Origin of the sequence: Legionella pneumophila subsp. pneumophila str. Philadelphia 1 (assembly GCF_000008485.1) — a bacterium.
In the GTDB taxonomy this organism is placed as follows: Bacteria; Pseudomonadota; Gammaproteobacteria; order Legionellales; family Legionellaceae; genus Legionella; species Legionella pneumophila.
Window position 1 is genome coordinate 1,264,315 of sequence record NC_002942.5, and the last position, 24,794, is coordinate 1,289,108.

Sequence of the window (24,794 nt, forward strand, 5' to 3'; positions counted from 1 at the left end):
ATTATTAAAGAGGAGGGAAGCTTTATTTTTTCTTAATTGTTTTATATAGCATCTGTATATGGATTTAGGGAGCGATAATATGGCATTAAGTAAAGAAATTCAGAATAAAAGTTTAAGATCATTAATCCAAAAATACGCCAGACAACTTAATGAAACAGACAAGAAGCTCATAGAACTTATTAATAATCTCGCTGCAGCAGATGATATTCCTTTGTATGCCCAAAACCAAAATGTTATCAATTTGTTAATTAAAACCATTAAAGACAGCCAGTCTGAACACAATCCGGATTTGGAGGGAACTTCCTATTTCATTTATGGATTGATCACTGCAGAAATGGAGGCTCAATCTGAAATAAACCGCCAAAGACATCTTATGCAGGGACGTTTTGATGAAACAGCATTGCATTTAAGAACAGAGCGTGATCAAATGCAAGATCATGACATGACTCTGCTCATGCCAAAATCTCAGGGGCGTATCGTTGTGATGGCAGTTCTCAATCGCTACGACTCTCATTCTGCTAATGCGATTATAGAAACTTTGGCAAGTGATGTATTCAATCCTGAAGTTCATTACATTATGATACCTGTTGGACCCGGACATTGGCGAGGAGTTTATTTAAGCAAACCCCAAGGCGGCACTAGCGATACAGCTTATGATCTTGAATTATTTGACCCTTATGGGCCTGAAGGCGCTGCAGTACTTGATGACTATGTACTTGATTTATTAAACCAGTGTGGCGTTCCCAAAGAGCTTGTGAATATACGGCATACGGGTCCGAAACATCCGCAAGGTGATGCTTACTCATGTGGGGATTTTACTTGTGCCTATAGCCATAAGAAAATGAAAGAATTTGGAGCTCCAGAAGGTAGTTATAATCCGATTCTTATCGATACGCTGGATAATTTAGGTAATGAAGATAATGTGCTTCGTATGACAACGCGCGAAGAAACGCGAGCGCTTGTTGATAAAGACAGGGGAAGACAGCACATTCATCCTGCCGTTCAGTCTATGCGGGCTGCCGATAAAAAAGAGGCAATATCGTCCACTGACAAACTTAAAACAGGAGCAAAAGGGATATCCTTTGAAATTGAAAATGCTAATAAATCAAAAAAAGCAACTATTCGCCAAACTGTTAAAGAAAGTCAATTATCACCGGCTATGCGAACAGGTCTTATTATAGGTGGAGGTACATTCACCTCAGGAGGAGTAGGGGCTATTATTGGCGGACTCATGGGTTTTTTCCTTTTGCCAGGACTGGGTGTATTAATGGGGGCGATAGCGGGAGCTTTTATTGGTGTAGGAGCAGGTTTGTTGATATCAGGTATTATAGCCAATGCATTTTGGAATAGTACTCCATTAAATATTGTAAAAGCCCATGAGAGTAACACCGAGATTCAAAGAGTCGATTTAAAATCCGACTCTGCAGGTAAACCTGATAAAGAATGTTCGGAAAAGGACGAGAAGCCTATCCACAGCCCTACTTTATTTTTCACTCTCGCTACGCAAGAGAGAAACACAAATGACATGGCCGATGAGTTGAGTTCAAGCGGTCCTAAAACATAGAAAAACAATCATAAATTTATTTTATGGATACCGCTGGCAAGCAGCGGTACGTAGGCGGTGAGGATGAATTGTTAACATACCTTTCAATATGTCAATTCAGCATTTGTGAGTATTCTTTTAACTATGGAATTAACGTGCTAATATAAATCATTTAATATAATTAGTGTCCGACATTTCATGACTGTGCAAAAATACTTCCCTTGGTTTAATGAGGCATGGCAATCTTACTCACTTTGCCGCTCTTCGCTATGGTGGCCTTTAAGTTATCTTATATTAACACCACTTGCTGTCTTTATTGTTTTTGGATTAATTATTCCATTAGGGTTAAATCAGTTAGGTTGGATTAATTTTGACCATGCGTTGATTAATTATCCCTATCTTTTGCTAATAGCAGGGCTACTTTATTTCGCTCTTTTCCCTTTTCTTGATGCATTATATCAGATGATTAAGGCCCATCTGGATGGCAAACCCGTCAAAATGAATACGGATGATATCGATTTTATTAATCCCAATACTTCGAAAGTAATGGGCATGTCTATGGGCCCCATTTTATTGACTATTATTATCATGGAGATCGCTGGCTCTTTCTTTAAACCTTTCCGAGCATTGGTGCTGTTAGCTTATGTATTGGCTATTTTTACGCCTATTTTAAGTGTAAATAATCCTGAATCACCTATGAAAAAGGGACTCGAGTCCTTGCAATTTGCTCTTAATAATAAAAAATTGGTTGCCAAGGTTTGGGGTTTACGTCTTTTGATTCTTCTGTCCTTGATCTTTCCCTGGGTTATTATAGGGATTACTGGTGAGCATGCGATTTTAAAGATTATTACTCTAATAGCAGGATTACCTTTCTTTTTTTATTCTTTAGTTAAATTATTGCCTTTTTACTTCTTTTATCCAGCCTATGTTTATCATCAGGCAAAACATCAAAACAGGCATGGGAATATTTCTCATGGATAACTGGCGCCTTTTCTAATTTTAAAAATTCACTGTCTGATTTTCGGCTTCACCATTTTAAAGAAGATTTATAATAATTAGTAAGAAAGCTTGTCAGGAATGGTGATGTTTGAAATTAACGATCAAAGAAAAAAGGAATATTATACTGCTCTGTTGAGTAAAAATACCTGCTATGAAGGGATTTTTTATGTCGGAGTGAAAACAACAGGTGTTTTTTGTCGACCAACTTGTCCTGCAAGAAAACCAAAATTGGAAAATTGTGAATTTTTTCATACCGCTCAAGAGGCTTTATTAGCCTCTTACAGACCCTGTAGACGTTGTCAGCCTCTGTCACATCCAAATCAAGTCTCTGATTTGGTTAAACATTTGGTTGATGCAGTTGAGGCTAATCCTGAAAAAAGATGGAAAGACAGTGATTTTGCGGCCTTATCAGTTGATGTTGCAACAGCAAGGCGCCAATTTAAGAAAAGATTTGGCATGACATTTGTAGCATACGCTCGTGCCAGAAGAATGGGCATGGCAATGAAACAAATCAGAGAAGGTGATTTAGTGATTAATGCGCAAATTGATGCTGGATATCACTCAGGTAGTGGTTTTAGAGATGCTTTTGCGAAGATTATGGGAGCAGCTCCATCTCATTTTAATGAACAGCACAAAGTTCTTAAGGCTTCCTGGTTGGATACACCTTTAGGTCCTATGCTGGCTGTTGCAGATGAAAACGCTTTATATTTACTTGAATTCGTCGATAGAAGAGGGTTGGAAAGAGAAGTTGAAAGGCTGAGAAATAAAACCAAAGCAGTCATTATCCCGGGAGATTCCCCAGTGTTAAAGGCTATACAAAAAGAGATGGAGCTTTATTTTTCAGGAGAACTAAGACAGTTTAATACACCTATCCATTTAATTGGCAGCCCTTTTCAAAAAAAGGCATGGCTTGCGTTAATCGATATTCCCTATGGTGAAACAAGAAGTTATCTGCAACAGGCAAAAGTAATAGGTAATCCGTCGGCTTACAGGGCGGTGGCTAATGCCAATGGTGCTAATCAATTAGCTATAGTGGTTCCTTGTCATCGGATTATCAACGCTAATGGCGAACTGGGAGGATATGGAGGTGGTGTAAATCGTAAACATTGGTTACTTGAACATGAAAGAAGACATGATCGAGGTTGCTAAACTAATTTTGCTACGCTCAAAAAGGAGTATAGAATAAACATGTTAACCTACCAGAAGCTGTAGTGATTGATAAAATTTATTGTTTCATTCCTGGTTTGCTTATATTCAATAAATCGGTTTGTAAAATTTCAGGTAATTGATGTAAAAAATTCTCGTTCTCTATTAAATAGGCGCAAACTTTTCTCATATTGGAAGACAAACGTATTAAATCTATTGATTGTAACAAAGATCTGGCTTTTGTAGACTTTTCATTACTATAACTGATAAGGTGATGGGCCTCACCAAAATAGGCATGAAATTCTCGAATTTCTTCTTCACTAAAACCTAAAGTATCTTTTGCTTGCTCTGCAATTTTAGCAATTTCTCTAACGGTATGATATTGATACTTATATTGCATTAAAAATAGCAGACCATGATTAATAGCATTTTCCAGCGTATTGTCACCTGAAGCTGCAACGAAATGTTGTGGGATGTCATAGAGCAATTGATAGTCAGTATCATTAAGCATAATACCAGTAATGATAGTCATTTGCTGACCTTCCGGATTTAGGGTTATTTCTTCTTCAGTAGGCTTTTGACCAGCGTAGTTATAGATGGTAATTGAGCGGATACCTGAACTTGCAAAAACTTTATGCCAAGGTAAATGTTTGTCAAACAATAAATCGGTGAACTGTGAGTAGCGTCGCCCCGTGTCTTCATCATAATAATTTTTCTTGAATAGATTTTGATAATTGTTTAAATAAAAAATGAGATTTTTTCTTTCCTCATTTAATTTATGATTGGTGGCAAAAATACTGATGAATCCAAATATAGTATCGATATCCTGAAGGTACCCAGGAATAAAATGATTATTTTGTAAAAAAACGTTTATTGTTTCTTGTGAAATGGGCTCTTCAGCAACTTGATCTAACAGTAAATTTTTAATTCTCTTGTCACTGATTTGCTGCAAAGCTTCTCGGGCTTTTTGAGGAGAGTTAAATAATCCTCCGGTTAATTTTAGCCCTACCTTTCCTGTCCCCAGCCCCATTATGTAGACGTGATCAGCTTGATATCTTGATTTATCGATACGTTTTTCAGGATCTGAAGCCAGAGATGGTTGATCATAAGTAGCGTATAAATCAATTTCGGCTATAGTGATTGTTGGTGGTTTGTTTTTGCAAAACTCCTGAATAACCAGTTTATAAGAGGTATTCAATGCAATATCAATGATTCCAATAGTATGCTGTAATTGTTTTCGTAATGGTCTATTTTTTTGAATTTCTTGTCGTAAATCCTCATGACCATTAATGGAGTCGTAGATCAAAATCTTGTGTGTGACATTCATGCTTTCCAACTGCTCTTTTATATACACAGATTGAGGATTACCTGGTTTGTGACTGTTTATAACAATACAAATCAATTCTATCTCTTTTAAAACAGGAGTGTTATTAAAAAAAGACACAAAATCAAGTAAATGCCTGAAATCACCAATTCCGTCGTGATGCACATAATTAACCAAAGTAAGGCTAGAGTGTGCTTGCTGAGAAAAGAAGGTTTTATCGTGTGCCATTATTCTGAATAAATAGTAATCATAATAATAAATATAGACAATGTTAGTCAGTAAATATCAACTAATGATTTAAAATCTTTTAATCCTGTGCTTGAGAATTTTGGTTATAAAATCTGAAGTGATCTCTGATTATTTTTTCCCAAGCATGGGAAGAAGTGGGTTCTTTTTAGCAGAAATCCCATCGTAATTCCTAAAGTTTGTGCGGTGGATTATTGCTGGATTGTTTTTTGCAATATATTCTCTTGTTCTAATTCTTCTTTCTCAGGTTTTGAAGAAAAAAACCTGTTACGCACAAGTTGATAGGATGATTGTGTTATTTTACTGGTTAATACACTGGCTCCAATAGAACTTGCCATCACAAGGGAAGTATTAAGCAAGTTAAAAGGTGAGCTTAATAGCCCCCAAGCTACGACTGAACTTGTTGTGAGATAATTAACATTCGTTTTATCAAAGCCCAACTGCTCTATCAGCAAAAGTGTGCTTATCGGTAATCCCAAAGCGATTCCTGGTGAAGTACCAATAGCAATTAAAGTTAAAGCTCGAATGCCTTGAGAAATCCAATTTATCTGTTGCTGTGAATAATGATGATTTTTTAGATAGTCATTTATTATTTCATCAGTGAGAGTGAGAAGGAACGAGACAAAAATGCCTTGTTTTGCAGCCTCCATCATCATTTGATATAACTCATCCGGAATAAACCCACTCCAATCACCGGAACGATTTTCCTCTTTTTCCAAGTGTCCAGGAGCTCTATTTGCAAATTGTGTTTCGGTTTTAACAGTTTCTTCTGAAACTTTAAATACTTGTTCGTAAATCTCTGAGTTTATAGGGGTTGTTTTGAAATGCAATGAATCAGGTCTTGTATAACCTTGAGCTGGGGCATAGGGGTTATTTAAAGAGCATTGCTCTGCTGTACAAAAGTAGCTTTGGGTTTCAGGAAGAGCCAAACTATTTGTTTGAGGGACAAATACCGTTTTTTGGTTTTCTTCTTGTTCTTCCTCTTTATTAATCAGCAAATGATTATCTCTTTTAGTGTACATCACTTTCTCCAAAATCAAGATGGGTTTATGAGTTGACAGCTTTATCTTTTTCTCTATTTTTTCCAGAGTGTTTGATGCTGGCCAGTACTTCTTCTGCTGCGCGTATCCCTGATAGATAAGCGCCATGCACAGTACTGGGATCTGTGGTTGAGGTAGCTTCTCCAGCAAAATAGAGACGGTTAGCTACAGGTTGGGCGAGAATGCCAATAACACTCTTATCAACGTTTACCGGCAAGTAGGAATAACTGCCACGTGTGAATGGATCACTGCCCCAATGAGTTTTTTTATTTTTAATTGGTTTCGGGATGTTGCTTCCATAAATTCGTCTTAAATGTTGCATCACCCATTCGGTTAAATGTTCTTTTTCCATATCGTGCGCAAGTTTGCCACTGGTAAATACGATGAGTACAGGCTTTTTTGTGTACTTGTAATAATTAAAGATATTGAATGCTTCTTGCTCATTTTGGGGGAGCATGCCAATCCATTCCTTGTCTTTATCCCAAAAAACCTTGTCAAATAATAAGTACAATTTTTCATAACTTCCCATTCCTAACTGAGAGATTGCTGTGCGCTTATCTTTGGGTAAAGCAGGATGAAATTTGATTGCATTGGCTTTGAGCACGCCTAATGGGACGGTAATAATGACTTGGTTGGCATGATATTTTTCATGTTGAGTTATGATGTTGACACCATCAGCTCCGTAATTAATTTGGCTAACTATTTGGTTTAAATGAATAGGAACATGCTGAGTAAGTGGGCGGAAAAGTTGGAAATAGCCTTCAGGTACAAGGGCATTTTTTCCAGAAGCTATGGATGCCTCGGATGCGGAATGGACATTGCGTGATAATTTAGTCAAATTATCAGCAAATTCGTAAGTATAGATATTTTCCAAGGCATAACTCAGTAAGGCAAGTTGTTCAGAAGTAAGTTTTTTTTGTTTTGCAAAGGTAGTGAGATTTTGCGCGAAAGAGATCATTTGATTGCGAGTTTGGCAATATCTTAAGAATTCCTTGGTTAAACTTGAAAATAAAGTCTGCGTTTGTTTTGATACTGGCTTTCCTTCGCTGTCATATAAAGCATAATTATTCAGCATGGCTACTGGATCAGAGTTACTGTAAGTATTGATAATAATTGACTGTTTACCAATCAGCGGCATTAATGGGTTGTTTTCAATGGCATGAATCCAGGATGCCCCCAAATCAGTGGCGAAACCCCAATCATAGCTGGTATATACCCTGCCTCCAAGGCGGTTTTTTGCCTCAATAATCAGTACTTTTTGCTGTGCCTTATGTAAATGATGCGCTGCGGTTAATCCGGATACCCCGGCACCGATAATTATTGTGTCATAATGATGAGTTGCCCAAGACAATTTTATAACGAAGAGTAATGCAATGGAGCACATAATTTGTTTCTTTGCTAAAGGCAAACTGGCAAATTTTATTATTGATTTATAAGACTGTTTCTGTTTGTACAATTTTTTGATGCAAATAAACTGTAATAATTTGTTTTGCATGTTTTTCTTCCTACATCGCTATTTTAATTTATAGGTTTAGCCGGACAAATTGATTTGCCCAACCAAGCTTCGCATCTAACCTCGACTGGCTAGAATTTTGTATTTGCATGGCTGCATGCGGGTGCACAAGATTGAATTATGACGATCAAGTCGAGAAAAAAGTCTGGTATGACACAGTAAATCCTTGGTATTGAATTGATGCATATTAAAAAAAGTATCAATATTTGTAAATAATAATCAGCATAGCAATTAACTTGTCTGTATGAAGCATTCAATATTAAGTTATTTTAATGTTTGCTTTTTTAAAGATTATTATGTACTGTAAAAAGACAGTATATGTTCTGGCTTAGACAGGGAGCTGGCTTTGAAGATCATCCAGACTGTGAACTCTCACTAAGTAAGTTTAAGTGTCTTTATGGAAAAACAGACGCTTGATGCTTTGAGCAGGTACTACGGTGACATAATGGCTATTAAGGGAGAAGACCATGATGAGAATGTTTAGTGTTCGTAGAAACCTTTCCGCAGTAATGCGCAAAGATCTTTCTTTAACTTCCCGCCCTTTACTCCAGGCGCCGCTGCTTAAGAGTACCGTTAACCCTCAAAACACTCTGAAAACTAAAGAGTTAAAAGAGCGTAAATTTACTGAAACATTACCGGATTCAAGGTTTTTTTCAAAATTAAAATTGGCAGAACAGGATCAATTTAGTCACAGAAAACGTAAACGATTCAATTATCAAAAGAATTTTAGTGCAGCACTCTCACTGCCATACTCAAGAAAAGAGTTAGATGTACATCGGGATGAAGAAGACGCATTGCTGTCAATGGTGAAACAGTATGTCATTGAACATGCTAATCGTCGTGTTGACTTATTTTTTTATACATTGATAGCTTATTATAATACAGAAATCGTTCCAACAAATGGTTATACCGATCTTCAGCATGGCAGGGGGCGTAATACCAACAGGGGCATAACTATCACTGAAGCCTGTCATAGCAGTCTTACTCCATCATTGCTTGATAGTACTATCTATCAAAACAAGGGAAGATTAAAACATAAAAGTCTTCTTTCCGGAACTCACTTTATGGACAGTTTGAATGCCACGGTAGAATTACCTCCCTTTGTGAATGATTTCGATGATATCCTGGAAAAGGCTTGCAGGAAAAAATGCTTGGAAATCCTGCATGAAGTATCACTTGGAAGAATCAATCCAATGGAAGGATTAACCCTTTTCCTAAAAATAATGCAGGATATTTTAATAAAATTTAAAGAAGAAGCAGCAAGCGAAAATCAATCTGCACTATTACAGAATTCATTGATAAGGAAAAAATTCATCAGCCCAAACTTGGTTGATTTGGTTATTAATGGCACGTTATCAACCACATTTTCGGATAGCACTCAAAGCGCTTCTGATGATTACATCCAACTTTTACTTAGAATGACATCAGAAGAAAAGGCGCTTTGTGAAAAGGATGAAAAGGGCAAAATCAAATTGTATTTGGCAAAAATAATGGACATTCAAAATGAGATTTTGACATCGAAAAATGGTGAATTTGTGCCTGGCCTTTAAGATGTGTTAACAAAAATGCCGACCAGTTTGTTTGTCCACAGCATCCATTAATCCCGCGCCCAAGACGCGGGATGTAGTTTCTGGATCGAATTGTCAACATACTCCAAGATAGAATATTTAAATTATCATCTGCAATTTGATGCCTTGTGAACTCTATTTTTTAGCAGGTATTCACTTGCCACCTACTGATTTTTGGCTGTGCTATAATTTAAAAAGTTCTTATTTAATAAGGGATTAACATGTGCTCAATTGGAGAGTATTTGGCAAAGCGGCTGGAGGAATTAAATATTTCTGAATATTTTGCTATACCGGGTGATTACAATCTTATTTTACTCGATGAGGTCCTGAAAAACGAAAAAATAAAAATGATTAATTGCTGTAATGAGTTGAATGCCGGATACGCTGCTGATGGCTATGCCCGTGTAAAAGGGGTTTCTGCTTTATTCGTTACTTATAGTGTCGGTGGACTTAGTGTTGTTAATGCAGTTGCAGGAGCATATGCTGAAAATCTTCCCATTTTGGTTATATCAGGTGGCCCAAATACCAACTCCATACAGGATGCTGAAATTCTCCATCACACGTTGGCGACTGAAGATAATTTGTATGTAAGGGACATTTTTTCTCGAATTACTGCCCATGTCGTTTGTATTCGAAAGCCAGAGCAGGCTGCCATGCAGATAGACGAGGCTATAGCAATCGCAATCGCTAAAAAAAAGCCGGTCTATATTGAAATAGCGTGTAATATTGCTAACTATCCTATCTCCAAGCCTACTCAACGCGCATTCAACACCTATAAAATTAGCGACAGTTCGTCTCTGGCTGCAGCAGTAGAGCATGCTGCTGAAAAATTAAACTCCGCTCTAAAGCCCAGCTTGATTGTAGGTAGTAAGGTTAGGCATTGTAATGCAATCAATTCTGTCAGCGAGTTGGCAAAGTGTACTGGATATGCTATGGCGGCTATGCCCGATGCGAAAGGATTTATCTCAGAACAGCATCCTAACTTTATAGGTATCTATTGGGGACCAGTCAGCTCTTCTGGATGCGCCGAAATTATCGATTCCAGTGATGCCTATCTGCTTATTGGGCCTAATGAGAATGACTATACTACAGTTGGGTATGTATGGGGAATCAACCCCCACAAATCAATAAAGACCACCAAGGGAGGGGTTATTATTGGTGAAACAGTTTATACCAATATCTTCATGAATGATTTTCTCAGAGAATTAAGTAAAAAATTAAAATTTAATGATGCTTCATACAAAGCTTATAAACGAATTGCTGAAGAAACTGTTGTCTATCCAGAGTTAGATCAACCTGACGCTCCATTAAGCAGCCGTTATTTGTTTGGCCAAATTCAGAAAATGCTTTCTGACAAAAAAGCTTTGTTGGCTGAAACAGGGGACTCCTGGTTTAATTGTATGCGCCTGTCTTTGCCTGAAGGTTGTCCTTTCGAAATTCAAATGCAGTATGGTTCTATTGGTTGGTCAGTGGGTGCTTTGCTAGGCATGCAAGCTGCTTTGCATAATCAAAAAAGAGTGATTGCCTGCATAGGAGATGGCTCATTTCAAATGACTGCCCAGGAAATATCAACCATGATACGTTACGGGTATAAACCAATTATTTTTTTAATGAATAATGCTTGTTACACTATTGAAGTACAAATTCATGATGGTCCTTATAATGTCATTAATAATTGGCGTTACGCTGAACTGGTTAATGTATTCCGCGGGGAACAGAGTAATGCAAAATCTTTTGTAGTTAAAACCAACAAGGAACTACTCACTGCAATTAAACAGGCAGAAAAAACAGACGCGCTTTGTTTTATTGAGGTGTTCCTGGACAAGGATGATTGCAATAAAAACTTGTTGGAATGGGGCTCAAGAGTGGCAAATTATAATAGCCGTCCTCCTCGTAGATAGATCTTGGGTAGGAATTATAAGAATCGCCTACCCTGATATTAATGATTTGACGTGTTTTTATTTGGAGCCCAGCTCTATTGAGAAAGCAATGGCCAGCTTTGAAAAGTTAGCTATATGTTCCAGATTCAAAAAATCCATTGTATCTGAAGAGCTGCCGATATAGGGGTTAAGGTTTTTAAAGTCAGATTCAACTGCATAGGTTACGGGTATATTTTCTTGACTCCAGGAAATATGATCACCGCATTCGTAATTACACTGCGAAAAATTAACTGGTGTATGGATGTAATTTTTTATTAATTTTGCAATATATTGGTTCAGATCATTGTTTGTATTGTCGGTAAATACCCACATGGTTGAATCATCTGAGTTAGCGCGAAACCCTGTCTTGTTGAGTTGCAGTACGGCTTTAACAGGAATAGATTTTTCTTGAAAATATTGGACTACATATTGAGACCCAGCCAAATTTCTATCGCTGGCAGCGTACCAGATAATATAAATCGGATGCTTGAATTTCAGCTTGGAGGCTAACAAAATACGAGTGCTTTCCATAATGGCAGCAGCACCGCTACCTTCATCAGCGCCAGGCATGTTCCCATCTAAAGTATCCATTGGTGCGCCAATGACTATGGCGGGTGTTTTCAGTTCTTTACCAATGACTGTCACCAGGGAGGGTTGTTTATACCAACCTGCTTTCACAAGAAATGTGGCAGTATCTCTGCGATTGTACTCCATTGCCATTGTTTCGAATTCAGACTTTAACCAATTCGCTGCAGCAACTCCTGTGTCTTTGGTTGCTGAACGATTACTATAGGAGGTCAAGTGATTTAATGTTTGCCAAATGTTGTCTGCAACTACCTCTTTTATTGCAGCATTGACTTCTTTTTGGTGTTTAATCTCATAGATGTTCTTGTCTTCTTGGGATTTTTTAAGGGCAGTTAATGCGCTGCTTTGCAGAATATTTTTTGCTGACTTTCTTTTGGCGGTCAACAGGGTATCCGAGAACTTATCCGTTACGTCGATAAAATCGCCACAATTCACTTGTTCTGCTAAAAGAGTTACATTCTCAATATCGCTGCCAGGCAGATCAATGATTTTGAATTGCTCATTTTCAGCCAGGACATCATGCGCAGTCGTCATTTTTGCAGCAAGACATTGAGGTACTTGTAATTGAGCATGAACTGGATGTGGTGTTCCGAAAATTGAATTACTCACTAATACAATATTGGCAGTAATCCATGTCAAATATTCAAGCATTTACACTCCTAAACAACTGTAGAATCCGTATCGATTCATGGGCAAAGCACATTATTCCAAGTATTAAAAAATAATTTTGGAGAGTTCGTTATTTTTTCTGTATATTGTAAATGACCAATTTACTTGTCATGTGTTTTATCTCCAAAATAGCGTGGACAAATATACTACAAAATTAACAAAATTAACACCTTTATTCTTGAAAAATTTCTTAGCCTTTAGTTGGGAAATATGTGGTTTATTTTATCTGATAAGGCAATCATAAGCTCATTTGCTGGTTTTATTTTCATGCTGAATTAGTTTGCACTCAACTCAATGCAATAATTGAATGGATATTCTTGATTAATAATCATTTTAAGTTTATCTATAGAAAGAATAATTTTATTCAAATCAATAATAGAGATAATAATGGGTTATTCCATTATCAATAAAAATCGAAGCATAAAAATAATTCTGATGATATTCATTGGAATAACCACATTTGTCAAGGCTTATGCTTACTCCCCTGATACCAGTAATCCAATTCAGAGAAACCGTTCATTAGCAGAAGTAAACTCCAGGCATCCTGGAGAGGTTATTGTATTAATTCATGGTTTAATGCGTACCTATGTGAGTATGAAGCCATTAAAAGCTTATCTGGAGGCTCAGGGATATCAGGTCTATTTGTACAAATACCCCTCCGCCAGATACAATATTCAAGAGCATGGAGTTTATTTAAATCAATTTATTACAACAATACTTGAGAATAATCCGGCAATAAAAATTCATTTCGTTACCCATAGCCTTGGTGGCATTATTGTAAGGGAAGCATTATCCAAATTATCTCAAAAACAATTAAAACACGTAGGTTATCTCATTATGCTGGCTCCTCCTAATCAAGGTTCGAAGCTGGCAAAATTCTCTATTAAACTATTTCCGATGATTTCCTACTTCATAAAACCTTTGGCTGAATTAAGTTCTGAGCAAACATCTTATGTGCATCGTGTTCCTGTACCTGATATCAAAATGGGGATAATCGCCGGGCGGTTTGACGCTAAAGTTCCTCCAGACTATGCTCGTCTGCAAGGACAAACAGAGCAGGTTATTATTAATAATACGCATACTTTTATTATGTATGATTCAAAAGTAAAAAAACTTGTGCTGAGCTTTTTAGAAAAAGGGAAATTTGAATAGTTTTTTAGTTATAGTCAGCGGCTAGTATTGGCTTAATTAAGTATTCTATCCAGCTTTTATTGTCAAAAATCCAAGTGTAAAAATTGACATGTTAATTAATTATATCTAAATTTGATTATATATTTATCAATATGGTTGATAATTGGCATGAAAGAATTAATAGCTTTTATTCATGACTTGTATAAAGATCGTACTGAGAAATCTGTAAAATTTGAATCCAAGGGGAGAGTTATTGTATCTCCTTTGATGAGTAAAGATGATGCCCAGGAATTATTTAAATCATTAAAAGAAATACTCCCTGAAGAGGCACGATTAAAGGTACGTAAGTCAAAGCAAGAACCAGATCAGTTTCGTGTCGTTCTCTTTAATCCTGAAAAGTTTTTTTCGTTTTATGCCGAGCATGCTGCAGAACTGTTAAATCGATTTAAACCATTACCGACATCTTCTTCAGGAGAGGAATATTGTAAATGGAAATATAATCCTTTATCACATCTAATAGAATATACTGTTCCGTTTTCAATTCTAGATTCTGATACAAAAGCGAAAGTTACAGATACTCATGAAGAGGCTATACAATCAAAAGTAAATCAATATAACGAGAAGTTACGGTCGATTTACCCTAATCTCAAAATTATCGGAACTAATTCAGTTGAAGACTCTAGTCCTGATAAATTTTTCTTAGGATCTTTTAATTATAATGATTATAAAATCATTAAGAATCTTAATAATCCTGCAAGTTTGCGTCAATTAGCAATTGGATTTTTTAAAGAACATCCTGGTCATTATACAGAAGAAGTTGCTAAAAAAATACCAGGAGATATGAAGGATGAGTTTACTGATATTGAACCATCTTCCACTAAACCATCGTCAACCGGCAGCTAATTTTTTATTGAGCATAGACGAGCAACGGATAAATAGAAACTGTGGTTTTTTATCTTGTAAATAAACCTGGATTTAATTGTATTCTTTCCTTTTATCTTCTCTTATTGACGTGTATTGTGCTGTAAGGGAGATTTATAAAGTAAATTTTTAGCTGCACTTAAGAAATCTAAAGAAATTTTATGTATTGATTCGCAAGATAAGATTATTAAAATCGTGCATATTCTATCCATGTTATTTGATTGTGCATCAGGGGGGGGCTAATCAAGATATGCTATTGATTGCAGTCTCTCACCTGAAAAAAGATGTAGATACAGGTAAAATTGAGTGTACAAAATTAAAGCCTTGATAAGGATGTGGGGGGGAAATTAAGATGCTGTTTCGACATAAGGGAATACTATATTTATTCCTGAGTTCGCTCATAATAAGTGCTGCTAATCCTGTCATAGCAAAACTTATCACTCTTGGGAATGAGCATTTGGTCAATGGTCGTAACCCAATTTCGTTTTGTAATGTCCTATTTGCCGGAAACTTCATTGCAGTGCTCACTTTGATTTTAATTCATTTTAGAGAGCTAAAAGAATTTCAACCAGAACATTTAACAGCGAAAAATTGGTGTTTAATTTTTCTGGCTGCTTTATTCGCAGGTTTTTTAACGCCCACCTTATTTTTTTTGGGATTAATGTACACCAATGTGATTAATGTTGTTCTTATTTCCAATCTACAGATCCCTATGACTTTATTAGCCGGCTGGATTTTCTTGGGAGAGGTGCCTAATATTCGAGTAACCACAGGGGCTTTTTTAGCTACCTTGGGAGTATTTGCAATAGTTATTCTTCAATATTGGCTGGGGGGAGCAGGTGCTTTAACTCCAAACCCTGAAATGAAAACAGGTCCTCTTTTTATTTTTCTCAGCTCTATTCCTCGTTCAGGTGAAATTTGTATCTTTTTGGCAGTAGTTTCCAGTACTGCTTCAACTATTATTGGTTTTCATGCACTTAGAAGATTACCCCATTATCTGTTTAGTATTTTAAAAATGTTATTGGGGCTTGTTTTATTCTTTTTTATAGTGATTTCTATGTTTGGCTGGCATCATTTTGCTGATCTTTTTTCCCCATTTTTATGGGAGTGGATGCTCTTTTATGGGAGTGTTATTATTGCTTTGCGATATTATTTCAGTATGCTGGGCATGAAACATGCAAAAGTTGCAGAGGTTGCAATCAGTTCATCAATAATTCCTCTGATGTCTATTATTTTTTCCTATTTGATATTAGGTGAAGTTCCCGGTATTTCGCAAATCATAGGTGGAAGTTTAATTTTGTTCGGGATATACGTTGCTTTAACAGGAAAATTACAGGCTCCCGAGAAAACCGAAATCTTGGAAAAACCTTCGGGTTTCTCAGGTGTTTAGAATGACTATTTTTCTATGAATAAAACCTTATTTTTGCTAGTTATATCAAAAATATAACAGCAAGAAATAAGGTTTGATATGTTTGTATTTTCAAGTTTGAATTAGTATCTATAGCAACGCAATTGTCCCCACATATTACGCCAGCAGCCTGGATGTGCTGGCGCAGGGGTTGCAAAGGCGCCTGGATAGTTTAGAACACAAGTACCATTATGAATGGCCCTGTGATAACCTTCCCCGCATCCCTGAGCCGCATTTGCCACTGATGTGAAGGACACAGCCATAAACAGAAGGCTTGTCACAGCAGCATAACGTAACACCCTCGAAAAACACATGCTATGTACATTCATTGTACTCTCCTTATGTTGCTTCAATTATTTTTTAGCATACAGCATAAGTATAGAGTCAATTTTTAAATTATGCCTAAAATGTGATCATATTTTTTGGTTAGTCATATTTCGAATCTATAGATTAATCCATTCTATATATTCCTTGATGCGCCATTTTGAGGTACAGGGTTATTCTCTGTATCTGAAGTCAACTCTAATGACGAAATAGTGTACGGGTAGTTATTCAGCTAAAAATCAGAGAAGATTAAGAATAAACTCTTGCTGACAGCAGGATAATTTCCAGATCTGAACTACAATAAAAATAGCAGGACAGATAATTGAGTAGGAAAATGGATCGCTTTCAAGATCGTTATCAAGCTGGACAATTATTAGGAGATAAGCTTAAGCCTTACGCGAACCGAAATGATGTCATAGTGCTTGCACTACCCCGTGGAGGAGTGCCTGTAGCTGCAATGATTTCTGAGGCTATAAATGCTCCATTAGATTTAATGATTGTTCGCAAACTGGGTGTTCCTGGGCATGAAGAATTAGCTTTCGGTGCTTTGGCCATTAATAAAATAAAAGTTTATAATGAAGAGCTGTTGCAATATTTGCAACTTTCTCAAAAAGACATTAATCAGGTTCTTTCTCAAGAAGAAAACGAATTAGCAAAGCGGAATAGAGCTTATCGTGGTGACAAACCTTTTCCTGATTTAAAAAATAAAATCGTAATTCTGGTAGATGACGGTATTGCCACAGGCGCTAGTATGCGTGCAGCTGTTCTTGCTTTACGGAAGGAGTCTCCTAAAAAAATTATAGTAGCGGTTCCTGTAGCACCTGAAGATATGAATGACATAATGAAAAGTGTTGCGGATGAATACATTTGTCTTATATCTCCCATGTCTTTTAACGCTGTGGGTCTTTGGTATGAAGACTTTTCCCAGACTGAGGATGAAGAAGTATTATATTTACTTGGAAAAGTATACGATAGAAAAGTCTAAAAATAACAAATGACAAACCATGACAAAATGAAAGAGAGGAGCTTTTATCTCCTTTTTTTGAGTCCTGTGAAGACCTGTTGAAGGAATAAGTTAAAAAGTCTTGGGGCCAAATACTTGACCCCATATAAAAGGTGACGTTTTTAAATAATATTAAACTAAGCGGTATATTGAACCCCAAATAAAATAGCATTCATCATGGGATTTTCATCGTCAATACTCAGACTGGATCTTAATGTGTTAGGATTGAAAGTCGCGGTTGTTCCTGGATTTGCTCCAAGCGCGAACAAATAAGAGCCGGTAATAGCCCAGTTAGAATCAAAGTTATAGGCAACTCCCAGCTTTGCTGCTGGCAAAACAGCAGTCCTGTTCGTTTTCATATCGAAATTATCCACTATAGGAAATATTTGGGGAGTGAAAAAGGCACTAGAGTCTACTTGCATATTTTGAATGAGCGCGCCCGCCTTGGCAGACCAGCTAAAATAGTTTTGAAAATAGGTAACGCCGAGCAGGGCATCAAATCCGCTCAAGGTATGCTTGATCGTCAAGGCAGCTGGAACCTGGCCTAAAGCTCCTGCAACACTTGGATTAATGGTTGTTCTACCATAGTACCCCCAGCCTACTTCGCCGGTGAATCCATATTGATCATCTATCATACTAAGCACACCGACAGCCAGACGGCCACTATAACCTTGTTTATCTTCTGTCGAGGTAAGAGTATTGTTGGTACCGACTATAGTAAAATTGTATCCATCAATGGAACTCCAGGTGTATCCACCCTCAAGTGACGCAAAAGTAGAGCAACAAGAGTTGGAATCACCCATACCACCAGCATGGACAAAAGTACTGGACAGGGCGGAAATTAAAGGGAACAGGATAAATTTTTTCATGATTTAGTAACTCATTCCATGTTTATTATTGTAAAAGTCAATAATTTAAATCAGTTGATAGGGAATTACCAGTAAAATTAATATTGATCTTAGTTTCTTATAAAGCATGGTAATTTTTTTTATATTCTACTAGTATGTGCTTTGCTCTAAATTTACCCTCGTAAGGAAACATGAATACATCAAATACCTCCTTTAAAACATTGGGAGCAATATGTATTGGTAATGCTATGGAATGGTATGATTTCATGATTTATAACTTCATGCTGCTTTTTATTGCCCAAGCTTTTTTTCCCAATCATAGTCCTGTGACTTCCCTCTTGGCTACAATGGCAAGCTCTGGAGTGGCTCTGGTAGTCCGGCCTCTTGGTGGTTTTATTTTAGCAGTTTGGGCAGATAAGTATGGGCATCATAAAGCATTAATGTTCGTTTTTTATTTGATGGCTGCCGCAACCATGCTTATTACTTTTACACCATCCTACTCCACAATAGGTCTGGTTGCTACTTGTGTCATTGTATTTGCGAGATTGTTGCAAGGACTTGCTACTGGTGGCGAGTTTGGCATATCCAGCGCTCTATTAGTTAGCTTATCGCCAAGCGATAAAAAGGGGTTTTACACTTCCTTACAAATGGTAGGCCAGCTTTTGGCAATATTAATGGGATCTTCAGCGTGCCTTATTTTAACTTTCTATTGTTCCAATCAAACCCTTTATCAATTTGCCTGGAGAATACCTTTTGCTTTAGGACTGTTGATTCTACCTTTAGGATGGATTTTAAGACGTCGATTGCAACGGGAATTTACCTGGAAGAAAGAGCAACAGGACACAGGAAAGTTGTTTATCTTGGTAAAGCAACAAAAACGTTCTCTGTTGATAGCTTTTAGTCTTGTAGCCGGGTGTACAGGCTCGATTTATACCTTATTCAGCTATATGCCTACCTATTGTAAATTGTACTTGAATTTATCGCTGACAGAGGCGTACTTAGGCACTGCATCTGGAATATTAGTCAGTATTATTACTATTCCCTTTTTTGGAGCATTGTCGGATAGAATAGGCAAAAAAATAGTTATGTTATGTGCTTTGGCTTGTTATTTTGGATTAATTTATCCTTTACTTTTCTTACTCAACCAATACCCTGGTGTAACTATTCTCATTTTGGTTGAAAACATTTTAGGTTTGTGTATCGGCGCTTATTTTGGAGTGTTGACCATTACGGTTAGCTCCTTATTTCCACCATCAGTACGTTCTACTTGTCTAGCCGTCAGCTATAATTCAGCTGTTCTGTTGTTTGGTGGTTTTGCTCCATTTATTATAACGGCGTTGATTGAATACACTAAAAACCCTATGGTTTTTACTTATTATCAAATGACGACGGTCTTTATCAGTTTGCTAGCAGTCCTTGCTTATCAGGAGGAAAGGAAGCTATCTGAGAATCAGCCAGAACATCTCGTTGCAATTTAAAAGGTAGGAATATGACAACTTTAGATTGGTTAAAACAACTCATTTCTTTTGATACTACTTCGCGGAACTCTAATTTATCATTGATTGAATATTTGGCGAATGGGTTAAATGATTTCAAGATTAATCCTATCCTAATTCACGATAGTAAAGAGCAGAAAGCTAATCTGTTAGCTACTTTGCCAGGAAAACAAGGGCGTTTGGAAGGGGGTATTATTCTGTCTGGTCATACTGATGTTGTTCCTGTTGACGGTCAAATTTGGGATAGTGATCCTTTTCAAGCCACTGTTAAAAATAACAAAGTGTATGGTCGTGGCGCGTGTGACATGAAAGGATTTATTGCAGTCGTGATGGCTTTAGTCCCACAATTGAAAGAAATGAACCTGGATTTTCCAGTTCATTTTGCATTTTCTTATGATGAGGAAATTGGTTGTCTTGGTGTGCCTTCTCTCATCGATAAAATAGTGGAGCTTAATTATCAACCGCGTGCTTGCATTGTAGGTGAGCCAACCTTAATGAAGCCTGTTGTGGGTCATAAAGGCAAATATTCTTATCGCTGCCAAATACATGGTGTAGCTGCCCATTCTTCATTAACGAATCAAGGATGTAATGCGATCGAACATGCCGCGTCTTTTATAAGCTATCTTCGAGGGATGGCTAATGAATTTAAAAAATATGGAAATCGAGATTTTTCTTATGATGTTCCATATACAACACTTACCACTAATCTCATCAAAGGAGGTAATGCTTATAATACTATTCCAAACTTGTGTGAGTTTGTTTTTGAATTTAGAAATCTGTCTACTGACAGCTCAGAGGATTTAAATCAGAAAATTATGTCTTATGTTAAGGAAGAGCTTGCTCCTAGCCTGCATCAGGACCATCCTGACTCTAATGTTAACCTTGATACGATAGCAAAAGCTCCTGGTTTGGATATGCCGATTACAGATCCTTTTGTCAGAGCAGCTCAAACAGTTTGCCAGAGCGATAAGCTGATGAAAGTAGCTTACGCTACAGAAGCCGGGCTATTTCAACAGGCAGAAATTCCTACTATTGTGTGTGGTCCAGGTAGTATCGAACAAGCCCATAGAGCAAATGAATATGTTGAAGTAGAGCAATTACGATTATGTGAGGAATTTATAATCAATATGCTGCGCTCTCATTTTTGAGCTTTATCAGATTGGTAAGTAAAAAATCATCGGTATTTGATGCTGATTTTACTAGCACTTTTATAAGGTATTCACAAAGATATACACAGTTTTTGTGGATAACATGATTAGATGAAATTTGATTGGTTTTAAAAAAATACTTTTTTATCAATTGGTTATTAAAATAAATGTTTTTTATGCCAGCATTTGCTGTAATCATTTTATTTTAGCTACAATCTTTAAAATGGTTCGCTTTGTAAGCTTTGGAGTACTGGATTTGGCTCAAGAGCTTATCAAGGTACAGATTGATCGGTTTTCTTGTAATTTGTTCCTCAGTTATTATAATGGCTTTTTTGACCGCAAGAGAATATTACGTGTCTAAATTTATCTTTGTCATTGGAGGAACTGGAACTGGAAAAACGACTGTTTCAGAAGAAATTAAGACAATAGCAGAAGCACAAAATTTCACGGTTACGATATTAAGTCTGGATCATTACTACTTGCCCCAAAGTATGATGGATCCGGACAAACCAAAGAATTTTGATGTCCCTGAAGCTTTGGAACAAACATTAATTCAACAGCATTTGCAGGATTTAGAAGCTGGTAAAACCATATTCAGACCGACCTATGATATGGAAAGCAGTGACAGAGTATTGAATGGGGAAATGAAAATTATTCCTGCTGATATCATTATTGTCGAAGGAATTTTTGCTGGTGAGTATTTATCCTCTTTAAGGAATCAAACAGAAAAACTCAAAATTTATTTACAATCCAATCAAATAAATGACAATTACACAAGGAAGGAAGACAGAGATATAGTTGAAAGAAAAAGATCATCGGCTTATGCCCATGTTGCGAAAAAGAACCAAATGGCAGGATTTTTTAGATATGTCGCTCCCCATATGATTTCTTCAAATATGGTCATTGATAATCCTTGGCTTCCTCAACAAAACATGACTACTACCGAAAAACTTCCTTTGATTGCAGGCAATAACTTAATAAAATTAAATGAATTTTTATCTTCAGCTGAGAGTCATTTTTTATATAAAACATATAGTTAAAATGTAACTTATTGCCCCAGGGGATAATTTAGGGGCAATATAAAATGCAATATTTAAAATTGAGTTAAAAGTTCAGTAATTCCTTTTTAGGATTACAATACTCTTCATAGAGATCTTCCAATTCTTGATAAGTATCTTGTAATGCTTCTACATCATAATGGTTTGATTTTGTCTTTTTTATCAATTCCTCATAGTCTTGGACAATGAAATAATAGTCATCTGAGAGATCAATCTCTTCCGAATGCTCGAAACCTTTAAGTTCGGCTAATAGATCTTCAAATTTTTCTTTTATCTTATTGAACTCTTCTTCTGTGCCAGATACTCGTATTTGAGCATCTTTTTTATTCATCCAATGAATAACCAAATATAAGGCTATGACACTAATAGGTATCAGGGCAATTAATCCTAAATAACCTAAAGAATTTTGTGTGGGTGAGCTGGGGGTTGTTTTGCATTGATTATTGTCAGGCATACAAGGAGCTGTTGTATTGCCAGGCAGGGCAGTAAATAGAGGCTTATATGCATGAAGTGGAGGCGGGGGAGAAGAGAATACATCAACTGTTGGTATAGGAGTTGGCATTATCTTGAGGGGTTCAGGTGGTTGGGGAAGTGGAAGCCCTTTCAATTCATGTTGGATTTTCATCCAGTCGTGCATTGATAACATCAATTTATTAAGTGCTTGAGTTTGTCCAGCTATTGCTTCAAAGGACGTTTCTTTTAACTTAGGCTGATTTAAATGGCTAACGACTTCATTGACCCGGGTTTTTAAAGCCTTGTTTGTTTTTTTGAGATCAGAAGAACTGGATGGAAATTGAGAGAGTGTGTCCTGATTTTTAATAAAAATCTTTAGTTTCTCTTTTTCATTAGTCAACCAATTTTTCCAGAAGGGTAAATTTTGTTCCTCTTGTATTGCCTTATGATAGGCTTGAGTGTTCGCATCAATTATTTCATCAATGTGTTCTGACGAAGCGTCAATAAAACTATCAATTTGTGTCAGCAGAGATTGCATTTGATGTTTGAATTGATGAACAGTATAGACTTCGCCAGCCTGCCCCAGAAGATCCATGATTTCCTGGATGACCTTCTGAAATCGTTCCAACTCGTTAAGATCAGAGACTGCTTTGGCATAGTGATCAAGGATCTCATCTTTCATCGTGATTAATTTGAAGTGAGGACAATCACTTAATTGCTCTTTAGTTAAATGCAGTATAGGCAGAGGATCTACGACCAATTCATTTGATTTCTGAGCGCAGTGTTTGGCTGCTTGAGTTGGATAAGAAGCGGAGTCACTGATTTTATCCAGTTCAAATTCATAAGAGTGGGGATTTACCGAATTGGCATTAAGAGCATAATGCAAGATTCTATTTCGTTCACTGGATAATTTTCTGATGTCTTTTGATAACTCTCCCAACTTATCTCTAAGTAGTTGAGTTTCCAGCATATGGTCCAGATGCGGGTGAATTTTAGTATCCACTGTTTTGCGAAAGTTGGCTAAAAATAATCGGTCCGAACCAATCAGTGGTGAAATATTTTTTTCAATAGTACGCAGGTAGCGAGTGACTGACTCAAGTTGCTCTTTTACTTGTTGTATGTTGTTGTTCTGACTTAGCCCTTTTAAGATATTGTTTACATCAAGAAGGACAAAATTCATGGGTTGGTTTAAGTGTTCGGGGGGTAACTCCTTATTTCTTAATAAAAGATAGTCACCAACTTTTTGCATTAAGTCATAAAGTTGTGGCCATTGGAGGCGCTGATTATCAATGGGTTGGACATGAAAATCATCAAGGCTTAACACATGTCTCGGCTTGTAGGCATTTGAATAAAACCAGGCATGTTCATAAAGATTAACCAAAGCTTGATCGTCGTTGGCAAACCAGGAACTGGGATTATTAAGATAATCCGGATGAACCCCTGAATTCGATCGAATTTTTAAAATCCATTCTCTGAAGTTTAATTCTTCCTCCGTGTAGCAACTTTCAGAATGGATCCAAAAGCGCCCTTTCTTAGGTAACGGTATATATGAGGCTTCCAGCTCTCTCTTTTCCTTTCCCATACTTCTCACTCCTTGAGAAAGCAAAAAAAAACTTAAGGTAATTCCAGATTAACACTAAATTAGCAATAGCTTTTTTTGCTGCCGATTAATAATATCCATAACCAACTGGGTAATTTTTATTCCAATTTATTTGATAACACTCTTTGCGGAATTAAGCAATAGTTAATCAATTGATTTGTTTTGAGACAAATATAATTTTTACAAGAGGGAAAATGGAGGTGCTATTTCTTTCACCTATCCCTGTTTTTTGATAAATTACAATTTTAATTTTAACGGATTGTTTATGCCTTCTTTTGATATTGTTTCTAAAATGAATGAAGTGGATTTGCGCAATGCAGTAGATAATGCAGTGCGAGAAGTAAGCACTCGATTTGATTTTCGAGGAGTTGAGGCTACTATCGAGCTTAAAGATCTGACTGTTACTTTGCGTTCTGAATCTGATTTTCAAGTGAGGCAACTTGAGGATTTATTCCGAAATCATTGCTCAAAACGTAACCTCAGCACATCAGGAGTAGAGATAGAAGATGAACCTGTACATAGTGGAAAATTCTATACTCTTACCATGACTTTTAAACAAGGCATTGACCAACCTACTGCTAAAGAGATAGTGAAGTACATAAAAGACACTAAGGCTAAGGTCCAAACTTCTATTCAGGGTGATAAAGTGAGGGTGACCGGAAAAAAGCGAGATGATCTTCAAGAAACCATTGCTTTATTAAAAAAATCAAATATTGAATTACCTTTGCAGTATGAAAATTTTCGTGATTAATTAATATGAATTCGATATAAAAGGCAAAGAAAAGCCTTTTATATCCTTAAATGAACGATATCACCTAAAATGCACAGCATCTATAAGAAATACATTTTGAA

General features: G+C 36.7%; 20 protein-coding genes. 13 read left to right on the plus strand and 7 right to left on the minus strand.

The features are described 5' to 3' along the window. Positions 1–52: 52 nt before the first annotated feature. The 3 genes from LPG_RS05715 to LPG_RS05725 all read left to right on the plus strand — a co-directional run bounded on the left by LPG_RS05715 (position 53) and on the right by LPG_RS05725 (position 3,691). The gene (locus LPG_RS05715) at positions 53–1,564 is read left to right on the plus strand and encodes a lpg1148 family Dot/Icm T4SS effector (RefSeq protein WP_010946882.1); all 1,512 of its coding nucleotides are present in this window, start codon (positions 53–55) and stop codon (positions 1,562–1,564) included. A 177-nt stretch (positions 1,565–1,741) separates the two neighbouring features. Next, positions 1,742–2,524, plus strand: coding sequence for a hypothetical protein (locus tag LPG_RS05720; RefSeq protein ID WP_010946883.1), 783 nt, complete (start codon positions 1,742–1,744; stop codon positions 2,522–2,524). 102 nt (positions 2,525–2,626) lie between these two features. Then, the gene (locus tag LPG_RS05725; RefSeq protein WP_015444602.1) at positions 2,627–3,691 is read left to right on the plus strand and encodes a bifunctional transcriptional activator/DNA repair enzyme AdaA; all 1,065 of its coding nucleotides are present in this window, start codon (positions 2,627–2,629) and stop codon (positions 3,689–3,691) included. A gap of 76 nt (positions 3,692–3,767) precedes the next feature. Here the strand turns inward: LPG_RS05725 and LPG_RS05730 are convergent, their stop codons facing one another. From LPG_RS05730 to LPG_RS05740, 3 genes are all read right to left on the minus strand, one after another. Beyond that, positions 3,768–5,240, minus strand: a complete 1,473-nt coding sequence (locus tag LPG_RS05730) for a hypothetical protein (protein WP_015444601.1) — start codon at positions 5,238–5,240, stop codon at positions 3,768–3,770. A gap of 209 nt (positions 5,241–5,449) precedes the next feature. After that, a complete protein-coding gene (gene ravP, locus LPG_RS05735; RefSeq protein ID WP_010946886.1) occupies positions 5,450–6,406 on the minus strand; it encodes a Dot/Icm T4SS effector RavP in 957 nt (318 codons plus the stop codon). Beyond that, the gene (locus LPG_RS05740; protein WP_010946887.1) at positions 6,306–7,793 is read right to left on the minus strand and encodes an FAD-dependent oxidoreductase; all 1,488 of its coding nucleotides are present in this window, start codon (positions 7,791–7,793) and stop codon (positions 6,306–6,308) included. The genes ravP and LPG_RS05740 overlap by 101 nt, the downstream gene beginning before the upstream one ends. A 485-nt stretch (positions 7,794–8,278) precedes the next feature. Here LPG_RS05740 and ravQ point away from each other — a divergent pair, with 485 nt between their 5' ends. Both ravQ and LPG_RS05750 read left to right on the plus strand, forming a co-directional pair. Next, positions 8,279–9,361, plus strand: coding sequence for a Dot/Icm T4SS effector RavQ (ravQ, locus tag LPG_RS05745; protein ID WP_010946888.1), 1,083 nt, complete (start codon positions 8,279–8,281; stop codon positions 9,359–9,361). Between the two features lie 239 nt (positions 9,362–9,600). Then, the gene (locus tag LPG_RS05750) at positions 9,601–11,280 is read left to right on the plus strand and encodes a thiamine pyrophosphate-binding protein (RefSeq protein ID WP_010946889.1); all 1,680 of its coding nucleotides are present in this window, start codon (positions 9,601–9,603) and stop codon (positions 11,278–11,280) included. 57 nt (positions 11,281–11,337) lie between these two features. Here LPG_RS05750 and lapA read toward each other — a convergent pair whose 3' ends face one another. Further along, positions 11,338–12,534, minus strand: a complete 1,197-nt coding sequence (gene lapA, locus LPG_RS05755) for an aminopeptidase LapA (protein WP_010946890.1) — start codon at positions 12,532–12,534, stop codon at positions 11,338–11,340. A 405-nt stretch (positions 12,535–12,939) separates the two neighbouring features. Between lapA and LPG_RS05760 the strand changes: the two genes are divergently transcribed. The 3 genes from LPG_RS05760 (at position 12,940) to LPG_RS05770 (ending at position 15,994) form a co-directional block, all read left to right on the plus strand. Further along, positions 12,940–13,704 carry a lipase family alpha/beta hydrolase gene (locus LPG_RS05760; RefSeq protein WP_010946891.1) on the plus strand — a complete coding sequence of 255 codons (765 nt, stop codon included), beginning with the start codon at positions 12,940–12,942 and terminating at the stop codon, positions 13,702–13,704. A 111-nt stretch (positions 13,705–13,815) separates the two neighbouring features. Continuing rightward, positions 13,816–14,586 carry a lpg1158 family Dot/Icm T4SS effector gene (locus LPG_RS05765; RefSeq protein ID WP_010946892.1) on the plus strand — a complete coding sequence of 257 codons (771 nt, stop codon included), beginning with the start codon at positions 13,816–13,818 and terminating at the stop codon, positions 14,584–14,586. Between the two features lie 370 nt (positions 14,587–14,956). Then, positions 14,957–15,994 (plus strand): DMT family transporter, encoded by a 1,038-nt coding sequence (locus LPG_RS05770; protein ID WP_010946893.1) that lies wholly within the window; start codon positions 14,957–14,959, stop codon positions 15,992–15,994. A gap of 101 nt (positions 15,995–16,095) precedes the next feature. Here LPG_RS05770 and LPG_RS05775 read toward each other — a convergent pair whose 3' ends face one another. Further along, positions 16,096–16,341, minus strand: coding sequence for a hypothetical protein (locus LPG_RS05775; RefSeq protein ID WP_010946894.1), 246 nt, complete (start codon positions 16,339–16,341; stop codon positions 16,096–16,098). Positions 16,342–16,670: 329 nt separating this feature from the next. Here LPG_RS05775 and LPG_RS05780 point away from each other — a divergent pair, with 329 nt between their 5' ends. Then, positions 16,671–17,321 carry a phosphoribosyltransferase gene (locus LPG_RS05780; protein WP_015444597.1) on the plus strand — a complete coding sequence of 217 codons (651 nt, stop codon included), beginning with the start codon at positions 16,671–16,673 and terminating at the stop codon, positions 17,319–17,321. 155 nt (positions 17,322–17,476) lie between these two features. Here the strand turns inward: LPG_RS05780 and LPG_RS05785 are convergent, their stop codons facing one another. After that, complete coding sequence (locus LPG_RS05785) at positions 17,477–18,208, minus strand: outer membrane beta-barrel protein (RefSeq protein ID WP_010946896.1); 732 nt, start codon at positions 18,206–18,208, stop codon at positions 17,477–17,479. A 170-nt stretch (positions 18,209–18,378) separates the two neighbouring features. Here LPG_RS05785 and LPG_RS05790 point away from each other — a divergent pair, with 170 nt between their 5' ends. From LPG_RS05790 to LPG_RS05800, 3 genes are all read left to right on the plus strand, one after another. Next, positions 18,379–19,665, plus strand: coding sequence for an MFS transporter (locus LPG_RS05790; protein WP_010946897.1), 1,287 nt, complete (start codon positions 18,379–18,381; stop codon positions 19,663–19,665). Positions 19,666–19,676: 11 nt separating this feature from the next. Further along, positions 19,677–20,831: an acetylornithine deacetylase gene (gene argE, locus LPG_RS05795; protein WP_010946898.1), complete on the plus strand. Its 1,155-nt coding sequence runs from the start codon at positions 19,677–19,679 to the stop codon at positions 20,829–20,831. Positions 20,832–21,184: 353 nt separating this feature from the next. Continuing rightward, positions 21,185–21,871 (plus strand): uridine kinase, encoded by a 687-nt coding sequence (locus LPG_RS05800; protein WP_015444595.1) that lies wholly within the window; start codon positions 21,185–21,187, stop codon positions 21,869–21,871. 64 nt (positions 21,872–21,935) lie between these two features. Here LPG_RS05800 and ravR read toward each other — a convergent pair whose 3' ends face one another. Further along, a complete protein-coding gene (ravR, locus tag LPG_RS05805; protein ID WP_010946900.1) occupies positions 21,936–23,948 on the minus strand; it encodes a Dot/Icm T4SS effector RavR in 2,013 nt (670 codons plus the stop codon). A 259-nt stretch (positions 23,949–24,207) separates the two neighbouring features. Here ravR and LPG_RS05810 point away from each other — a divergent pair, with 259 nt between their 5' ends. Next, positions 24,208–24,693, plus strand: coding sequence for a YajQ family cyclic di-GMP-binding protein (locus LPG_RS05810; RefSeq protein WP_010946901.1), 486 nt, complete (start codon positions 24,208–24,210; stop codon positions 24,691–24,693). Positions 24,694–24,794: the final 101 nt, after the last annotated feature.